General features: G+C 54.3%; 16 protein-coding genes. 9 read left to right on the top strand and 7 right to left on the bottom strand.

Annotated elements, in window-relative coordinates; all coding sequences use genetic code 11:
- Positions 1–50: 50 nt before the first annotated feature.
- From HNO82_RS16910 to HNO82_RS16895, 4 genes are read right to left on the bottom strand one after another with little or no spacing between them, the layout of a single operon-like run.
- Entirely contained in the window at positions 51–3,446 is a 3,396-nt protein-coding gene (locus HNO82_RS16910) for a DEAD/DEAH box helicase (RefSeq protein ID WP_175344506.1), read from the bottom strand.
- On the bottom strand, positions 3,446–4,207 hold the full coding sequence (locus tag HNO82_RS16905) for a Hachiman antiphage defense system protein HamA (protein ID WP_175344505.1): 762 nt from the start codon (positions 4,205–4,207) through the stop codon (positions 3,446–3,448). Before HNO82_RS16905 ends, HNO82_RS16910 begins: the two co-directional genes overlap by 1 nt.
- Before the next feature lie 31 nt (positions 4,208–4,238).
- Complete coding sequence (locus tag HNO82_RS16900; RefSeq protein WP_175344504.1) at positions 4,239–5,684, bottom strand: argonaute/piwi family protein; 1,446 nt, start codon at positions 5,682–5,684, stop codon at positions 4,239–4,241.
- Positions 5,684–7,552, bottom strand: a complete 1,869-nt coding sequence (locus HNO82_RS16895; protein WP_249777031.1) for an SIR2 family protein — start codon at positions 7,550–7,552, stop codon at positions 5,684–5,686. The genes HNO82_RS16900 and HNO82_RS16895 overlap by 1 nt, the downstream gene beginning before the upstream one ends.
- Before the next feature lie 249 nt (positions 7,553–7,801).
- Here HNO82_RS16895 and HNO82_RS16890 point away from each other — a divergent pair, with 249 nt between their 5' ends.
- The 5 genes from HNO82_RS16890 to HNO82_RS16870 all read left to right on the top strand — a co-directional run bounded on the left by HNO82_RS16890 (position 7,802) and on the right by HNO82_RS16870 (position 11,171).
- A complete protein-coding gene (locus HNO82_RS16890) occupies positions 7,802–8,176 on the top strand; it encodes a beta/alpha barrel domain-containing protein (protein ID WP_175344503.1) in 375 nt (124 codons plus the stop codon).
- 530 nt (positions 8,177–8,706) lie between these two features.
- The gene (locus HNO82_RS16885) at positions 8,707–9,198 is read left to right on the top strand and encodes a hypothetical protein (RefSeq protein ID WP_175344502.1); all 492 of its coding nucleotides are present in this window, start codon (positions 8,707–8,709) and stop codon (positions 9,196–9,198) included.
- A 78-nt stretch (positions 9,199–9,276) separates the two neighbouring features.
- Positions 9,277–9,738: a dUTP diphosphatase gene (gene dut, locus HNO82_RS16880; RefSeq protein WP_175344501.1), complete on the top strand. Its 462-nt coding sequence runs from the start codon at positions 9,277–9,279 to the stop codon at positions 9,736–9,738.
- Positions 9,739–9,837: 99 nt separating this feature from the next.
- Positions 9,838–10,068 carry a dCTP deaminase/dUTPase family protein gene (locus tag HNO82_RS16875; RefSeq protein ID WP_502709277.1) on the top strand — a complete coding sequence of 77 codons (231 nt, stop codon included), beginning with the start codon at positions 9,838–9,840 and terminating at the stop codon, positions 10,066–10,068.
- A gap of 11 nt (positions 10,069–10,079) precedes the next feature.
- Positions 10,080–11,171, top strand: a complete 1,092-nt coding sequence (locus HNO82_RS16870) for a M48 family metallopeptidase (protein WP_249777030.1) — start codon at positions 10,080–10,082, stop codon at positions 11,169–11,171.
- A gap of 143 nt (positions 11,172–11,314) precedes the next feature.
- Here the strand turns inward: HNO82_RS16870 and clpA are convergent, their stop codons facing one another.
- Both clpA and clpS read right to left on the bottom strand, forming a co-directional pair.
- Positions 11,315–13,618, bottom strand: coding sequence for an ATP-dependent Clp protease ATP-binding subunit ClpA (gene clpA, locus HNO82_RS16865; protein ID WP_008326864.1), 2,304 nt, complete (start codon positions 13,616–13,618; stop codon positions 11,315–11,317).
- Positions 13,615–13,929, bottom strand: a complete 315-nt coding sequence (gene clpS, locus HNO82_RS16860; protein ID WP_013233417.1) for an ATP-dependent Clp protease adapter ClpS — start codon at positions 13,927–13,929, stop codon at positions 13,615–13,617. Before clpS ends, clpA begins: the two co-directional genes overlap by 4 nt.
- 338 nt (positions 13,930–14,267) lie before the next feature.
- Between clpS and cspE the strand changes: the two genes are divergently transcribed.
- Complete coding sequence (gene cspE, locus HNO82_RS16855; RefSeq protein WP_006463169.1) at positions 14,268–14,474, top strand: transcription antiterminator/RNA stability regulator CspE; 207 nt, start codon at positions 14,268–14,270, stop codon at positions 14,472–14,474.
- Positions 14,475–14,639: 165 nt separating this feature from the next.
- Here the strand turns inward: cspE and icd are convergent, their stop codons facing one another.
- Positions 14,640–15,896, bottom strand: a complete 1,257-nt coding sequence (gene icd, locus HNO82_RS16850) for an NADP-dependent isocitrate dehydrogenase (protein ID WP_175344499.1) — start codon at positions 15,894–15,896, stop codon at positions 14,640–14,642.
- 237 nt (positions 15,897–16,133) lie between these two features.
- On the opposite strand from icd, the gene HNO82_RS16845 reads away from it, so the two are divergent.
- The 3 genes from HNO82_RS16845 to HNO82_RS16835 all read left to right on the top strand — a co-directional run bounded on the left by HNO82_RS16845 (position 16,134) and on the right by HNO82_RS16835 (position 17,702).
- Positions 16,134–16,694: a pseudouridine synthase gene (locus tag HNO82_RS16845; protein ID WP_175344498.1), complete on the top strand. Its 561-nt coding sequence runs from the start codon at positions 16,134–16,136 to the stop codon at positions 16,692–16,694.
- A gap of 210 nt (positions 16,695–16,904) precedes the next feature.
- Entirely contained in the window at positions 16,905–17,075 is a 171-nt protein-coding gene (locus HNO82_RS16840; protein WP_006463172.1) for a hypothetical protein, read from the top strand.
- A 162-nt stretch (positions 17,076–17,237) separates the two neighbouring features.
- Entirely contained in the window at positions 17,238–17,702 is a 465-nt protein-coding gene (locus HNO82_RS16835) for a DUF192 domain-containing protein (RefSeq protein WP_034350501.1), read from the top strand.
- Positions 17,703–17,725: the final 23 nt, after the last annotated feature.

The raw sequence follows: 17,725 nt of genomic DNA, 5'->3' as shown, positions 1-17,725 counted from the left end.
TTTTTTAACCGCAGACTCCAAGTCGTTCTCGTACTAAATTGGGGAGCAGGTCACATAGAGCATACCGCTCTATGACTTCCAATTGAACGTCCCAAAACCAGGTGTGTTCCAGGTGGTGGAGGCTGTCCATACCACTGCGCGTTGACACGATATGGAATCGTCCCCCAAGTCTTGGCCTCGTCAGAGCTTACAATTGAAATGAAATCCAGCCATAACGCGCGCGAATCAACTGTCGGCCAATTTTCGTCGGCGCTAAAATCCGAAACTAACGGCGACGCCAACCAACTCTGCATATCTTTTTGATTATGGAATGACGCGCCGGTTGACTTAATTGCCGCGATAGCACCGAGCCTAGATTTAAATCCCGCCCGCATAAGTAAAGCTGCTGAAATACTCAGCGTGCCATTTTCAACAGCGGTAACGACGTGCGCTGCAGATGAGAATGAGATTTGCGGCAGTTCCGAAAACGGGTCGACATACACGCCAGCGCGTACACGAACAGCTTCCATAGCCCAGCAGAGGTTATATGCGAACACGCTCTCTACCAACGATGCAGAGACATCCAAAAGATTCTCAGCTTCCTCGTTATCCTCCCCGATAGCGGCCCCGGCAGCAAGAGACTCTCCATTTAACCAGCGCCTAAGAGAAATCTCCCAGTCAGTAGGCAATTTATCCGGAATAAACGGCGGAATTCGGAATGCAATGCGAGAAAACTGCACAATATAGTCGATGGCTTTTTCGTGGTCTCCCTCCGCCATTGCATCAGCAGCACCAGACAAGCTCTCCTCGAGCATACTGGATGCATCATCTAGTTTCCGCCCCGAAGAAAAACCTAACCCTGCAAGATAATAGGCCTTGCGCTGGATAGGCGTCGACCTACTCCAGATAAATTTCGCACGAGCTTTGATACCCCCGAGGATTACTTGGGCAGTATCAGGCTCCCAACGACGCAACCTACGCTGCAGTAAAGAGGAAGTCAGAACTTTCTCCAATGCTCCTTCGACATTCGCGTCAGCTATTTCAAAATCGCCGAGCAAGCTGAAAATCGCCGTATCCAACGATGCTAAATAGCCATCCCATGTTTTGGCTTCTTCCTCTGAACGTTCAGCGTCGATAACATGACAATCCCACGACGCTTGCCCCATAACATAGTTGAGTAAAACATCGACGTTGGGTTTCCCAAGTTTTTCCCACATTCGCCCTAGAAGATAGACAAGTAAATTTAATATTCCACTTTCCATCTCGCGAGATTTCTTGTTGTCTATTAGACTTTTCCAATCCTCTCTTCTTTTTTGTTGATTGTCGAACATGGGATAAAGGACCAATCCCTCGATATCCACGTAGGCACGACCGGCTCGCCCCACTACGTTCTTGAACTCAGAGACATCCAAAAGAACTCTATTCCGATAGAGTCCGTGGAAAATCAAACTTGTCGCGGCTAAATTAAGTCCTTGCGCAAGAGTCGGAGACGATACAGTGAGTCGTAATATTCCCTCGCGCAATAGCCGCTCAATTTCCTTTCGATATTGCGTCGGAAGTTCGCCATGGTGGACAGCGATTCCCATTTTCAGACACTTGAGAATGTCGTGGTCTTTTCCGAACCACTCTGCGCCCACCAGCAACGCCGTCGACAATTCAGACAATGGAACCTGCAAAACTGAGTGAATGTGTCCGCGCTCCACCATCTTAATAATGGCCGTCGCAAATGGTAAGACGGACTTCCGCAGCGGGCAGAAAATTAGAACCGTTTGTCCTTCTTCCATTAGACGCCACGCAGTGGCAATGCAAAGCTCACGCTGGTCCGAAGGAAAAATCTTTCTCGCACGCCCCTTAGCTGGCTTTTTACCAAGAATAAATTTTGGAACAAAGGGATTAGGTTCTCCGACAGTAATCTCCAACTTTGCTGTTTCCGTTAAAGAATTCCAAGCTATTTCCCCATATCTCAATCTGGTTGGTCGCCAGTCATACTTGACCAACCCACCGTCCTTGTCAGCGGTAAGCCAGGCACTAAAATCCTCCAACTGCTCACCATCGGGAAGAATAGCTGACAAGCAAACAATCCGACGTTGAGCGGCATCGGCTCGCCGAAGTAGACGCTGGATTTGAGCTTCGTATCTAACCTCACGCTCATTCATCCCAATCATGTGCCCTTCATCTAACACAATGAGCCCCACGTCATCCAATAGCTCCGGTGAACTTCTCAATGCGAAATCCAATTTTTCCGGGGTCGCAACAACTATATCTTTGGTGCGCAGCGCGTTGATATCAGCAAGAGGGGCGCCAATTGCGCCGTATAGGCTCGATACTTCTTTCCCTAACGGGCGAAATGTTTTCCTAAGACTTACCTCAGTCTGAGCAGACAAGGCTCGCAAAGGCGTGACAAAAACAACTCTTTTTCCGCCCGCCAAACATGCCAGGATGCATAGTTCGGCAATCCTTGTTTTTCCTGCGCTCGTGGGCAAAGACAAAACCAAATTGGAATCAAGGTAAAAGGCTTTTGAAGCGGCCTCTAACTGAGATGGCCACAATTCAATCTCAGATTTTCCACGCCTATATAGAGAAGATATAAAGACCGTACGCATTTCCTCCCAATTCCCCCCTCCACTGCTCGGGGGGGGGAGACGGGTGTGGAAAGATGTATTCCACAAGCCATCGACTAAGTGAATCGCCAACCTGTGAATCCACCACTGGGTTACCAAGTTCTCTGAATTGGCGACAGAAAGCCCTTCGCGCAAGCGAGCTAACGCTTGCTCTACAAAAATCGGTTGCCCACGTTCGAGCGCAAGGATGAAAAGCGCCATGCCCTTCATAAAGTTATCATCGAGTGTTCGAATGATTACTTCAACAAGCGCATCTTCTTGCCGCTTGCTCTCATCCTCCTCAAATAGCATGGATTGCTGCGCTACAAGAGGGGCAAGAAGCGCTTCGTCATTTACAGCTTCGTTACTCAACCACAGATTGACGTCTTGATTCAAACTATCAAGCCTACGGAGAATCAATTTCGAGAGAGCATTCTCGATGATAGATAGGTTGCCTAACTCGCGCTCATAGGTGAGGATGGAAAATGCTCGCGCTGAGAAACGTCCAATATGGTAAGAACTTGCCGCCACAAGTCGATGAAAGTCACGGTCTACGTTGTCATTCCCATTGACAACAACCGCTTCAATTGCCTCGGCTGCAACCTCGAATGCGTCGTGTACGGTTTTTTCTTCATTTATAGTATTCCCGCCGGCTTCGATGAAGCGGATTGCATGCAGTAGCAACGAATATCCAAATGAAAGTAAGTCCTCGGACAGTCTCGGAGCATATCTAGGTGCGTCCTCCGGCAAGACACCTTCGCGCCAAATCATTGCTCTACTTTGGCCTTTTGCTAATAGCTTCTGCCGAAACTCTTTATCCAGTGCGAGTTCAATATTCGCACGCAGTTCTTCGTAGCTATTGGCCATTACAACGTCACCGCATCAAAAACGCTTTTGATAAAGGCTTGATGCTTTTCTACACGCAAACCTACGTATATTTGAGGTATGGTTCCTGAATAGTCTTGAAGATTCTTCAGCAGTAGCTTCTTTGGATTATTTCCGGAAAAGGTGAATAGCATGTGTGTAACCTGCTCAGGTCTAATTTGGTTTTTAAGAAATAGGTCATCAAGAACGGTTGCCGCCGCTGACTCACCGATTTCGTGCAATCGGTCAGCCACGAACAAGGCCGAATGGGCTGAGGGAAGGCCATCGTTTGCAGACAGCGCTTTTCTCGCCTCATTGATAACCACTGCGCCCAAATTAGCCCGGCTCTTAACTTCGCCTTTTAAGATAAGGACCTGCTTCGTGCGAGGGTCAATATGGAAACACAGGATGTCATCCCCTCGCATGGCCATTTCACGATGGTCAGCCCATTGAAGTTTATAGACCCCGACTTGATAGATGGTCTCTTCGCGAACGTAGGACGCACACAATATTTCCCCAAGGTCTCCCGAGCGCGCCTTTGCTCCTCTAGGTAGTTTTGCAGCCAACATTTTTGCCGCCGATTCTCTACCCAATCGAACTAAAATTTTCTCGATTCTAGAGCCGTCCACATACTGTTCCGGAACTCCTTTTGCCACCAATTTTACAGCTGGAATAGTGTGTAGTTCATGAGCATCAAGCACGCTTACCTTATGCTTATTAAGCGACTCTTCCTCAATCTGGCACCAGTTTCTAAAATGTGTCATTTCTCTCTATCCGATGAATGATGGCATCTGCTTACATGAAAAGCCGGTATGGATAAATATTCCCAGGTAATTCAGGTGCGTTCGCAATCGTTCGCGCCAATCGCTGCGAATACCTGATACTGACCGGCACTGGGTCATACAGTGCATCGTTATTCCAGTCCATCTTTGTCAACGCGAGCGTCTCATATGCCACTGTCTCCAGCGGCCCCCGACCAGCGTGCCTAATCAGCTGAAGTGGCTTGGGAATGCTCTTACCTCCTTGGTAGTAATCGCTTTTGCGAGAGACGCTTGGCGCATTGCCTGCCACCCAAAGCAATACGGATGTGCCGGAGCGCACTACCATCGTCCCCCGTGGAACGGGATACTGAGCGGGGATGCTTTTCGCTTTTTGCCCGCGTGAGTCCAAAAGCCAAACGCCTCTCCAAGTGGAATTCGTACCGACCTCAATACACTCAACTTCAGAGATTCCTGCCAGTGCATCATAGGCGCCATCAAGTTCCTCTTTCTTGAACGCCGTTGTCTTGTGGATTACAAGTCGCCGAGGAAGTTGACCAGCATTCCGCTTTTGGTAGAGCTCAAGGCTCCGCGCAAGAACCGCACGCATATCCGCGCGGCTCAAGAAGGGATTTCGCTGTGCCTCCTTCACGTCAGCGACCGGTTCTCGCGCCTCGAACGCAACAAACTGCATACCACCGCCATCCATATCAAAGACCTGAGAGCAACATGTAACGTAGTGAGCATTAGACGGGTCCCCACGCAATGCGTATGCGAGGCCGATATAAGCAGTGTCATCCGGGATACCTTGCATACGCGCCAGTTTCCATGGTATTCCGCCGGCCTTGACGTATATTGCGGTAGCTAGCCGCCAAGCGAGGGAAGCACGATGCTTGAAAGTGAATGCCCGGTCGTTGAGCACCTGGGTAGGTATGTTGTACTTGGCACCGAGTGCCTTCAAGGCATCGTGGGCATCAAAGAATTTGGTACGAGTCGCGGGCCCCCATGAATCGGGGAAATGCACCAGCACCACGTCGAACTCGTCTCGCATATTATTAAGCCGTGCGAGCGCATTCTCCATTGCAGCAAACAGCTTCTCCTCTGGCCCGCCTGCTCCAGCTAACTGACCAAGAGATTCCGGCCACCGAATATGCGCCTCACCTGGTGCAGAAACCAATTCCACATGAAAGAGTTTTGAAAAACCCGGATAAGGAGGTATGTACTCGGTTCGTTCAGAAACTTGGTGACTCCGAAGCAGCTCCGCCATCAAGGCGCCTCGAGTTTTAAACATACTCCCCGGGCCAACAGTAGCAATCCGAATTCTCGGGGTAAATCCTGAAAATGAGCCTTTTGAAAATGGCCCATATCGCTCTAGCCCACGAAGCGGATGGGCGTCGACGTGAGCATCATTCGGAGCGAAAGCAAGCTGCGGTTCATCCAGCAGAGTAAACGGTGGGAGTTTGGAATCTGCAGCGCCGGACATCATTTGGTCCTATCAAAATATGGGTGATAGTGCGATGGACGACTCCAAGCCGTAACAGGGGATAGTCTGAAAATTGCGTCTATCCCATCACCATCGTCAAGCCCGATTGCGGCGACCGAATTTTCCGATGCGGATGTAAGCAACGTAGTCCACGCCTTGATAATTGCGTCCCAATTCTTGTTGTACTTTTTAACCCAGCGCTCTCTGCGCCAGCTAGCCGATGCGTCTGGCGCTCGAGCAGCGGGCCTACCAAGACCATCGCCTTCAGAATTTTCTATTTTTTCTCTATCTTCAGCAGGCACATCGACAAACGTAAATGGCTCGAAACCGCACCACCACCGGCTCTCTATCTTCTCAAGCTTCAGATGAATTCCTTCATTGAAGGGATGACCTACCTCTTGGACAATACCGGTAAGAGAACCCTCGTATGCCGCCTTTAACTGTTGAAGTTGGCCGAGCCGACGGCTTTTCATTTCGTCGCTATCTTCCGGACGCCCGTTGGCCACTAGAAGTGCATGCCCAAAACGCCGAAGCCGCGGAATAAGTGGCCGCCGTCTAGCTAATGCACGCGTGAGGGAGTCATACAACAAGCCAAGCGCCCAGCTGTCTTTGCCAGGATTGAGTTGGATACGGCCGTCAACTACCGGTCCATATTCAGAGAAAGCCTGGAGAAGGTCTGCGTCACGACCGAATGCCGCGAGCTCATTTCCAATAGCAGCGACCACCCCACGACAACGACGCTCTCTCAATATCGCCCTTGCTTCTTCAGTCGTTAGTGGCCTTTGCAGTGTGATACGCCTAGCTTCGGTCGGAAGACTGTCTACCAAAATTGCTGAGCAGCGTAAAACAGGAAATTGGAGCGCCTCTTTTGTCATTTTTTCGACAGGCACCAATCTTTCCACGACCTTCTGAACGTCTATATGATGACGCAGTTCATCTGGTAATTTAACTTGGCCAACTAGGTCGCCAGCCAACTCGTCGAAGGTTTTAGATTCGACCACGGCCACGCTAACCCCGGCGATTACAGCGTGTTCCAGAAGCTCCTTAACGGCAGGAAGTAAGCGGCTCTTCGACGACGTCACCCAATAGAGCCCGCCGGGATAAGCAGCAGGCTCTTTGAGAACGTGGGATAGCGCATCCATGATGGATGCATCACGGCCGCTATACCCGACAACAACAAGGCCATATCGCTGGCATGCGCCAACCAGCACTTGCCGCATTTGCGCATCCTGCTCTTGCAACTCGCCCAGAGTATTCTTGATTCTTGTGGATTTGTAATCGCCATGGAGCTTCGCGACGAGCGGCCAGTCACTTTCAGCGAGACACCGCTTGGCTCTCTCTACCGAATCAATCGCTGCTACTGTAGCCTTGGCCCGCCTCTCAGCTGGCAGCAGTGCATCGCTCAACGTGACAGACTCCTCGACCAGAGGGTCGAAGTTCGTCGTGAAGACGCAGTCCAATTGCCGGCTGGTCATCAATGACGCCAGAACACGATGCGCAAAGCAAGGAGTCCCTTTTTTTACAGCGTCATCAATATACTGGCGGCGGTGGACCTCTTGTGGATAGACCGCCTCAAATGCGCGCGAATACTCCTCTGGGTCACCATCAGGCGGCAGAATACTGGAACGCTTGAAAAACTCATCGATTCGAGCAACCCACAATGGGTCCCCTGAGTCGACTTCTTTAGGAGAATATTTATTCTGTTCGCAGAAAATTCGCTTCTTGAAGTCGCGAATCATTGCGTAGCCGGTTGGTATGCCTGAAGCCGCCGAAGCTCCAGCCCCGAGAAACCATGCATATAAATTGGGCCTAAGTGCAAAAGCACGGGCGAACTCTGTCCCCGACAGAGTCGGTATTTCTACTTCCAAGGACCCCTCCTTGACTTGTAGTTAACATATGCCAGTGACTTGTAAGTTATCACAGAGCGGGAAGCTCGTCATTGCACTGCCTTGCATTTAATGCATGAAAAATTCTTGCGCATTCATAGATTCCACAAGGGCCATCGAAGAATTTCCGTACGGAAAATATGAAATTGGGGTGATTTCCAAATCGGATGGCGCCTATCCATCGAACGCTACGGCCAAAAGTTTGAGGAGCTGCGAGAAGTAACCGCTGAAATGTTCCGCCGAGAAAAAATCGATTACGTCGACTTGGCGTTGTGGGATTCTCATCAAATTGTTGACCAAGGCGACTACAAGGGCAAGACCGCACTGAGCGTGTTCACCAGCCTACCGCGGGGTAGCGTACGCTTGGGAACCGCGGGGAAAATCATGACCGCCACACATGCCGCTGAAGTTCTCGACGAGGGCTGCGACTTCGTTCTCTTGGGCAGAGCTGCCATTCTGCAGCGAGATTACCCTTGGCAGGTCAGACTGAATCAGAACTTCAAAGTGCCGGAGACGCCGGTGACTGCAGACTTCCTGCGTACGAGCGGCCTCAGCGAAAATTTCATCGACTATATGAACACCGCCTGGACCGACTTTGTGGCCTAAATTTGGGTAGCGGCCTTCGAGAGCCGATGGAGCTCCCCCGAAGACGAAATAAGCCCAGCCATGGACATCGAACATGGGCAAGTCGGAGGCCCTTTAGGAGAACATCTGAAAGAACAGGCAATCATAGAGTTCAAAGGGCGTGCCGAAGACTTCAAAGCGTCCCTCATAGCGAAGTGGTTGCAATCCTCTCAGAAGCATTTGTTCGTGGGGAAATTCACTTTCTGCTTTTTCGACCCAGCTAAAGCTGTATGTACCGAGGAAGAATCCGCCACTCCCGTGCTAAATCGCTGCCAGCCAGGAACCTGCGCTAACTCTTGTGTCGGAAAACGGCACAAGCCCTCGTAGGATGGTCAGCTCGCACAAGCAATCGAATTTCACTCAATTCCAAAAATCACGCCGACACTCCGCACCGCGATGGAAGCAGAAATTTCAAAATTGAAATCTGTTGTAGATAGCTTGGAAAAAAAAAGCATGAATATCTCTGAAAAAAAATACCAGAATATTTTGATAACCCTGACTACCTGAGCATCTTGTCGGCTATTGACCGCTTGGTATCCGGCACGTCGGAATCCACCAATGGAAAATTGATTGCCGTCAATTTGGCTGCTGAAGCCAGAATTAGCAAAGCAACGCTCTATAGACGATTCAAAGAATTTCCCGACTTGCCCGTCCTGTCCTCAAATGTGCTTTCGGAAGAAAACAGAAATAGCCCGCCCATTGAAACGACGGGAGATTCCATAAAAGCGATGCGCGGCGAAATTTCTACGTTGCGCGACGAGCGTGACCAGCTACAGAAACAAGTAACTACCCAAAAATGTCAAATCGCTCTTCTGTGGTTACAAGTAAAATCACTTCAAGAAAAACTGAGCGATGCAACCCCCTCCACCGATAATATTGCTCAATTCATACCGCGTCGAAGCAGGTCAGAACTGAAGCCGTCATTCTCTAGGTTTGACGCGACGCTCTCTATCTCTTTTCCCGCACGGAGAGTGTTCTGGCCGCCCATCCCACTATCTTGCTAAAATCCGGCATCAATTTTGTACTGGCATGCCATGTAATTGGCGCTATACAGAAAATCAGACTCTATCTAAGGACCCTAGATGCTCAGAAAAATCGAAGCCCGCATCGTTAACCCCCTGCTGGGTGACAAAATCGAACTTCCCGCCTACGCAACAGATGGCTCGGCAGCAATGGACCTTCGGGCTTGCATCGAAGAGCCAGTAACACTCGCCCCAGGGGCTCGGACTTTGGTGAAAACTGGTCTCGCAATTAATATGGCGGACTCAGGACTTGTCGCCATCATTGCCTCTCGTTCTGGCCTCGCACTCAAGCACGGCCTCCGCGTGACTCAAGGTATTGGAGTGGTCGATTCCGACTATCTCGGCGAAATTGGTGTCATTCTCTCCAATGATGGCAGTGAGCCGTACGTTATCCAGCCAGGCGAACGGATTGCTCAACTGATGTTTCAGCCGGTTATCCAAATTGGTTTTCAATTCGTAGAATCATTCTCTGCCGAAACAGCACGAGGTGCCGGTGGCTTTGGCAGCACCGGAAAGTCCTAAGCCCACAAATTTTGTTTGCTCAAGCTGAATTATCGCCAACTGAGACAGTTTCCCCGTGACTGTTTCTTAAAGACCAGCGTCGGTGCAGGCTCTAGCCTTTTGAGACACCCCAGGGTGCGGATAGGCATCGGACTGATCGATTCGGATTATCAGGGGCAGTTGATGATCTCGACATGGAACCGCGGCAGTACCGAGTTTGTCCTAAACCCCATGGAACGCCTGGCGCAGCTGGTGATCGTGCCGGTACTGCAGGTCGGCTTCAATGTGGTAGATGAATTCGACAGCAGCCAACGCGGCGCCGGTGGTTTCGGCAGCACAGGCAAACACTGATGGAGAACCGCATGCTCGTATCCCCCCTGCCGCAGTGGCAGAAACTGAAAACCCTTGCCGTCCTGGCACCGCTGGCCTTGCTGGCCGCCTGTGCCACCCAGGAACCGGGTCCGGTCGCGGACACACCGTCCAAGCCGGCCACCACGACCACCCAGGCGCCGCGCCCGGTAGCCGACAATCCCCAGCAGCAGCAATTGCGCGAACTGATCGCGCAGCAGGACCGGCTCTACCGCGTGGCAGCGCCGCTGCTGACCAGCAACGCCCAGCTGTGCCGGGGAAATTCCCGCAATCTGCTGGGTTTCACGGCCAAGAACAAGTACTCCTTCCCCATCGAATTTGCCGATACCGCACGCAGCCTGGGCTATGACGACCGCCTCCAGGTGACCGGCGTGCTGCCCGGCAGCGGCGCCGAGCAGGCTGGCATCCAGCGTGGCGACGTACTGATCTCGGTGGCTGGCAAGCCCATGCCGCAAGGCACGGATGCCGAACGCCAGGCGGCCGTGCTGCTCAGCCCGCTGGTGGTCAAGAAGGCGCCCATTGCACTGGGCATCCAGCGCAATGGCCAGAACAGCATCGTCAGCGTCCCGCTGACCTACGCCTGCGCCTTCAGCATCGAGCTGGGCAATGCCGACAACGTCAACACCTACGCTGATGGCCGCCGTGTGCTCATCACGCGCGGCATGCTCAGGTTCACCCAGTCCGACGATGAACTGGCCTACCTGATCGCCAAGGACATGGCGCACAACATCCTCGGTCACGCCATCCGCCAGCGCATGGTCTCGACCATCGCCGAAGTGATCGACAACCTGCTGCTGCCGCATCCTGACCCGACCATGACTGCCGGCACGGCCGGCATCCGCGTCTATCCGCAGGATCTGGATGCTGCGGCCGATACGCTCTCGCTGTACCTGCTGGCGCGCGCCGGCTACAACATCGACAACGTACCGGCCTTCTGGAAGCGCCTGTCTGACCAGGTTCCGGCCAGCGTGCCCAATGGCTATACGGCGCTGCATCCCTCTACGACCTATCGCCTGGCGATGATCGAAAAGGTCACGCAGATCGTCAAGGCCAAGCAGGAGGCGGGCAAGCCGCTGGTGCCGTAAAAATGGGGATATGAAGTATTTGAAGTGAAGACGGCGCGGTGAAGACCGCGCCGTTTTTGTTTGCTTCTCGAAAATGAAGCCCTCTGCAAAACAAAGGCCACGCCGGTTTCCCGACGTGGCCTTGATGGCTTGCCTGATATGGCTTATTCGACTTCGAGCTTCTCTTGCGGTTCTTCCGGCGGAGACGAATCGTCGCCTTCGGGGAAGTCCAGCTTGATCTGGTCCTTGTCGTCCATCTCCACCGTCACCCGGCCACCGCTGACCAGCTTGCCGAACAGCAGTTCGTCGGCCAGCGCCTTGCGGATCAGGTCCTGGATCAGGCGCGACATCGGACGTGCACCCATCAGCGGATCGAAGCCCTTCTTGCCCAGGAACTTGCGCAGGCTGTCGGAGAAGACGGCTTCCACCTTCTTCTCGTGCAACTGCTCTTCCAGCTGCATGAGGAACTTGTCGACCACGCGCAGGATGATTTCCTCGTCCAGCGGGCGGAAGCTGATGATGGCATCCAGACGGTTGCGGAACTCCGGGGTGAACATGCGCTTGATGTCCGCCATTTCGTCGCCGGCTTCCTTCTTCTCGGTAAAGCCGATGGTGCGCTTCTGCAGGCTCTCGGCCCCCGCATTGGTGGTCATGATGATGATCACGTTGCGGAAGTCGGTCTTGCGGCCGTTGTTGTCGGTCAGCGTGCCATGGTCCATCACCTGCAACAGGATGTTGAAGATGTCGGGGTGTGCCTTCTCGATTTCATCGAGCAACAGCACGGCATGCGGCTTCTTGTTGACGGCTTCGGTCAGGAGACCGCCCTGGTCGAAACCGACATAGCCCGGGGGCGCGCCGATCAGGCGGCTCACGGCGTGACGTTCCATGTACTCCGACATGTCGAAACGCACCAGCTCGATACCGAGGATGAAGGCCAGCTGCTTGGCCACTTCGGTCTTGCCCACGCCGGTCGGGCCGGAGAACAGGAAGGAGCCGATCGGCTTGTCAGTCTTGCCCAGGCCGGCACGTGCCATCTTGATGGCCGAGGCCAGTGCTTCGATGGCCGGGTCCTGGCCGAACACCACGTTCTTCAGATCACGCTCGATGGTCTGCAGCTTGGCGCGGTCGTCCTGGTTGACCGACTGCGGCGGGATGCGGGCGATCTTGGAAATGATTTCCTCGATTTCCGGCTTGCCAATGGTCTTCTTCTGCTTGGACTTGGGCAGGATGCGCTGGGCGGCACCGGCTTCGTCGATCACGTCGATGGCCTTGTCAGGCAGGTGACGGTCATTGATGAAGCGCGCCGCCAGTTCCGCCGCCGAGGTCAGCGCCGAAGCAGAATACTTCACACCGTGGTGTTCCTCGAACTTGGACTTCAGGCCGCGCAGGATCTGCACGGTCTGCTCCACGGTCGGTTCGTTCACATCGATCTTCTGGAAGCGACGCGACAGCGCGTGGTCCTTCTCGAAGACGCCACGGAATTCGGTATAGGTGGTCGCGCCGATGCACTTCAACTGTCCGCTCGACAGCGCAGGCTTCAACAGGTTGGACGCATCCAGCGTGCCACCCGAAGCCGACCCCGCACCGATGATGGTATGGATTTCATCGATGAAGAGGATGCCGTTGGGGCTGTCCTTCAACTGCTTGAGCACGGCCTTGAGGCGCTGCTCGAAGTCGCCGCGGTATTTGGTACCAGCCAGCAGCGCGCCCATGTCCAGCGAATAGACGACGGCATTCTTGAGGATCTCGGGCACGTCGCCTTGCGTCACGCGCCAGGCCAGGCCTTCGGCGATGGCGGTCTTGCCCACGCCGGCTTCGCCCACCAGCAGCGGATTGTTCTTGCGGCGGCGGCAGAGCGTTTGGATGACGCGCTCGACTTCGGACTCGCGACCGATCAGCGGATCGATCTTGCCTTCGGCGGCGGCCTTGTTCAGGTTCTGGGTGAACTGATCCAGCGGGCTTTCCTTCTGCTGGCCTTCGGCCTGCACGTCTTCCGCGCCTTCCGGGGCCTTCTGCGGGTCGGCCTGCTGATCCTTGCGCACGCCGTGCGAGATGAAGTTGACCACGTCCAGACGCGTCACACCCTGCTGGTGCAGGTAGTAGACCGCGTGCGAATCCTTCTCGCCGAAGATGGCCACCAGCACGTTGGCGCCGGTGACTTCCTTCTTGCCGTTGGAAGCCGACTGCACGTGCATGATGGCGCGCTGGATCACGCGCTGGAAGCCCAGCGTGGGCTGGGTATCCACCTCATTGGTGCCGGGCACCGTGGGCGTGTTGTCGGTGATGAAATTGGTCAGCGTCTTGCGCAGATCGTCAATGTTCACCGAGCAGGCGCGCAGCACTTCTGCGGCGGAGGGATTATCCAGCAGCGCCAGCAGCAAGTGTTCCACGGTAATGAATTCATGACGGGATTGTCTGGCTTCGACAAAGGCCATGTGCAAACTGACTTCGAGTTCCTGCGCAATCATGCTTCCTCCATCACGCATTGCAGGGGGTGCCCTGCTTTTCGAGCGTGGGTTAAAACGAGTTCCACTTTTGTGGATGCGATATCTTTGGGATACACACCACACATTCCCTTCCCATCGCGGTGAACCTTGAGCATGATCTGCGTCGCGGTTTCACGGTCCTTGTTGAAGTACTGCTGGATGACGGCGACGACGAATTCCATCGGCGTATAGTCATCATTCAACAACAAAACCTGGTACATCGGGGGCGGCTTGAGCTTGGACTCTTGCCGTTCCAGAACTGTACCGCCATCATTTTCGTGCTTGGTTGCCATGCGTTTATTGGACCATCAAAAGCTGTGCAACGCACAATGATCTCGTAACCTCTAGATGAGATAGATATTACTTGTTTTCCGGACCTTGCGCAGATGACGATGATTTATCCTAAATCAAGGGTTTCTTTCCCCATCACTCAAACAGGACCACAAAGCAGAACATGAAAACTGCTTGACTTTTGTATTTCGACCGAGAACAATGGAATTCATTGATTAGTAGTTACTAAATGTAACAACTCGTCGATACGAAAGGGGGCACGGTTTAAGGGGGGCTGCGTGACGCGCGATGCTTCTTGCTTTGACGGCTCGTGTGATAGTTATTTTTGAAAGATGCTTTTATGGCAACAGGTACTGTCAAGTGGTTCAATGATTCCAAAGGCTTTGGCTTTATCACTCCGGATGACGGCGGCGAAGATCTGTTCGCCCACTTCTCCGCAATCCAGATGAACGGCTTCAAGACCCTGAAAGAAGGTCAAAAAGTCCAGTTTGACGTCACGCAAGGCCCCAAGGGCAAGCAAGCATCGAACATCCAGAACGCCGCTTAAACCCCGGTTTCTCTAAAAGCCCCGCAATCGCGGGGCTTTTTTCATTGGGCGACAAATCCGCCCTCCCCCCTGTAGCGCAAAAAAAACAGCCGACACAAGCCGGCTGTTTGTTGCTTTTTGGTCATCAATTTCGCACGGACATGCGCTCCACGCAGTCCGCGCGGCTTACATGTTTTCGATCATCACTTCACCGAAACCGGAGCAGGAAACCTGGGTCGCCCCTTCCAGCAGGCGGGCGAAATCGTAGGTCACGCGCTTGGCCGAAACCGACTTCTGCATGGCCGAGATGATCAGGTCCGCCGCCTCGATCCAGCCCATGTGGCGCAGCATCATTTCAGCCGAGAGAATGCTGGAACCGGGGTTCACATAATCCTTGCCGGCATACTTGGGGGCGGTACCGTGGGTGGCTTCGAACACGGCCACCGAATCCGACATGTTGGCCCCGGGCGCGATGCCGATGCCGCCGACCTGGGCCGCCACCGCGTCCGAGATGTAGTCGCCGTTCAGGTTCATGGTAGCGATCACGCTGTATTCCGCCGGACGCATCAGCACCTGCTGGAAGAAGGCATCGGTGATGGCATCCTTGATGACGATCTGGCGACCGGTCTTGGGGTTCTTCAGGCGCATCCACGGGCCGTCGTCGATCAGTTCCGCACCGAATTCGCGGCCGGCCAGCGCATAGCCCCAGTCACGGAAGGCACCTTCGGTGTACTTCATGATGTTGCCCTTGTGGACCAGCGTCACCGAGGGCTTGTCGTGGTCAATCGCATACTGGATGGCCTTGCGCACCAGGCGCTCGGTGCCTTCGCGCGAGACCGGCTTGATGCCCAGGGCCGAGGTCTCGGGGAAGCGCAGTTTCTTGACGCCCATTTCGCGCGTCAGCAACTCGATGAGCTTCTTCACTTCGGGCGTACCGGCCTGCCATTCGATACCGGCATAGATGTCTTCGGAGTTTTCGCGGAAGATCACCATGTCGGTCTTCTCCGGTTCGCGCAACGGCGAAGGCACGCCCTTGAAGTAGCGCACCGGACGCAGGCAGACATACAGGTCCAGCTGCTGGCGCATGGTCACGTTGAGCGAACGGATGCCACCACCGACCGGGGTCGACAGCGGCCCCTTGATCGAGACCAGGTATTCCTTGAGCACGTCCAGGGTTTCCTCGGGCAGCCAGACATCCTGGCCATACAGCCTGGTCGACTTCTCGCCCGCATAGATTTCCATCCAGTGGATCTTGCGCGCACCGCCGTAGGCTTTCTCCACTGCCGCATCGACCACCTTCAACATCACCGGCGTGACGTCCACGCCCACGCCATCGCCCATGATGAAGGGGATGATCGGGTTGTTGGGGACATTGAGGGTGTCATCGGCATTGGCGGTGATCTTGCGCCCTTCTGCAGGCACTTGGATATGTTGGTACGACATCGTGGTCTCCGACGGTTGAGGCGGTAGCATTAGGAAGCATCAGCGGCAACGCCCATGCAGGATCAGCGACGACCTTGCATGATTTGCCATACAAGCCGGGAATTTTAAGAGATTTCCGGGTTTTGAGCCGGGAAAATTCCGGATTGCAATGGTAATGTCTTATATAAGATATAGAACATGATCATTTGATTATCCATCAGGATTTTACGCAAGGCCATCTTTTTGCGACACTAGCGCATGCCTCTGATCCTCTTCAACAAACCCTTCGGCGTGATGAGCCAGTTCTCGGCCCATCCCGAGCGCCAGACCCTGGCTGACTACCTCGATATTCCCGCCATCTACCCTGCCGGCCGCCTGGATGCCGACAGCGAGGGCTTGCTGCTGCTCACCGATGACGGCAAGCTGCAACACGCCATTGCCCACCCGCGCCGCAAGCAGCCCAAGACCTATCTGGCTCAGGTCGAGGGTCTGGCCACCCCGGATGCCCTGCAGCGCCTGCGCGACCCGCTCGACCTGGGCGACTTCGTGACCCAGCCCGGCCAGGCAAGGCTGATCCAGCAACCTGACTGGATGTGGCCGCGTACGCCGCCCATCCGCCAGCGCGCCCACCAGCCCACCAGCTGGGTCGCCCTGACCATCAGCGAAGGCAAGAACCGCCAGGTGCGCCGCATGACGGCCGCCGTCGGCCTGCCGACGCTGCGCCTGGTGCGTATTGCCATCGGTCCGTTCTCGCTGGCCACCCATCCGGTGATGCCGGGGGAGTGGCGAGAAGTCGATCCGCTAGAGCTGGAGAGCTGAGCTACCGCCCGCGCCGACGGCGGGAAACTCTTGCAAAATAGCCAATCAGACAAGTTTTTCAGCCGGCGGACCTGCCCACTTCTTCAGGAATGTTCATAAAAAAGATCTGAAACGGTGTCAACCTTCATACGCGCACTTCGTTATTGGCAGTGATTCGCACGAATCATCGTTTGCCTCACATCCCTAACATGTTGAATTGAAGGACGCAAAATGAAAAAATTGATCGCCGCTCTGATCGCTGGTCTGTTCGCAACTGCTGCTTTCGCACAAGCTCCGGCCGCGCCTGAAGCACCGAAGGCTGAAGCCGCTGCGCCGAAGGCCAAGAAGGCAAAGAAGGCAAAGAAGGCCAAGAAGGCAAAGAAGGCAGCTGAAGCTAAGTAATTAGCGTCCGCTCAATGAAAAGGCAGGCTCGTCCTGCCTTTTTTCATGTCCGCAAGGTTTGCGACCTGCCCGCAGGCACACCGCACACGGGCTGTCGCGCTGCTGCTATGCTGTGGGGCTTTGGCAGCCCGAGGCCGATCCGAATCACGACTGATAATGAACATGCGCCAATCTTCCCTTTCCCGTTTTTTCCTGCGCAGCGCCGCCGCCCTGCTGGCGCTTGGCTGCCTCTCCAGCGCCGGTGCGCAAACGCCGCAGGTGCGCAGATTCCCCACCACCCAGCTCAATATCGGCATCTATCTGATCAAGGCCGAAGTGGCCCAGACCGAAGCCGAGCGCGAGCAAGGCCTGATGTTCCGCGAGAAAATGGCCGACAACGAAGGCATGGTGTTCCTCTTCGGCCAGCCGGCCGGGGTGTGCATGTGGATGAAGAATACGCTGATCCCCCTGTCGGTCGCCTTCATGGATGAAAAAGGCGTCATCATCAACATCGAGGAAATGAAGGAACAGACCCTGGACTCACACTGCGCCAAGCGCCCGGCGGTGTATGCGCTGGAGATGAACAAGGGCTGGTTCAAACAGAAGAACATCAAGCCAGGCACCAGGATCGAGGGCCTGCCCCGATAAGATCGCCAGGAACGGCGGGACGG

The organism is Herbaspirillum sp. C9C3 (assembly GCF_013359625.1).
GTDB lineage: Bacteria > Pseudomonadota > Gammaproteobacteria > Burkholderiales > Burkholderiaceae_D > Herbaspirillum.
The sequence above is the reverse complement of the archived record's forward strand: the minus strand, read 5'-3'. Positions and strand labels throughout refer to the sequence as shown.

Bases quoted from the DNA above. Each gene is read 5' to 3' on its own strand.
- HNO82_RS16900 (WP_175344504.1), bottom strand. From the start codon at position 5,684: ATGTCCGGCGCTGCAGATTCCAAACTCCCACCGTTTACTCTGCTGGAT.
- HNO82_RS16905 (WP_175344505.1), bottom strand. From the start codon at position 4,207: ATGACACATTTTAGAAACTGGTGCCAGATTGAGGAAGAGTCGCTTAAT.
- icd (WP_175344499.1), bottom strand. From the start codon at position 15,896: ATGTCGTACCAACATATCCAAGTGCCTGCAGAAGGGCGCAAGATCACC.
- cspE (WP_006463169.1), top strand. From the start codon at position 14,268: ATGGCAACAGGTACTGTCAAGTGGTTCAATGATTCCAAAGGCTTTGGC.
- HNO82_RS16840 (WP_006463172.1), top strand. From the start codon at position 16,905: ATGAAAAAATTGATCGCCGCTCTGATCGCTGGTCTGTTCGCAACTGCT.
- HNO82_RS16890 (WP_175344503.1), top strand. From the start codon at position 7,802: ATGTTCCGCCGAGAAAAAATCGATTACGTCGACTTGGCGTTGTGGGAT.
- clpA (WP_008326864.1), bottom strand. From the start codon at position 13,618: ATGATTGCGCAGGAACTCGAAGTCAGTTTGCACATGGCCTTTGTCGAA.
- HNO82_RS16835 (WP_034350501.1), top strand. From the start codon at position 17,238: ATGCGCCAATCTTCCCTTTCCCGTTTTTTCCTGCGCAGCGCCGCCGCC.
- dut (WP_175344501.1), top strand. From the start codon at position 9,277: ATGCTCAGAAAAATCGAAGCCCGCATCGTTAACCCCCTGCTGGGTGAC.
- HNO82_RS16870 (WP_249777030.1), top strand. From the start codon at position 10,080: ATGCTCGTATCCCCCCTGCCGCAGTGGCAGAAACTGAAAACCCTTGCC.
- HNO82_RS16910 (WP_175344506.1), bottom strand. From the start codon at position 3,446: ATGGCCAATAGCTACGAAGAACTGCGTGCGAATATTGAACTCGCACTG.
- HNO82_RS16845 (WP_175344498.1), top strand. From the start codon at position 16,134: ATGCCTCTGATCCTCTTCAACAAACCCTTCGGCGTGATGAGCCAGTTC.
- clpS (WP_013233417.1), bottom strand. From the start codon at position 13,929: ATGGCAACCAAGCACGAAAATGATGGCGGTACAGTTCTGGAACGGCAA.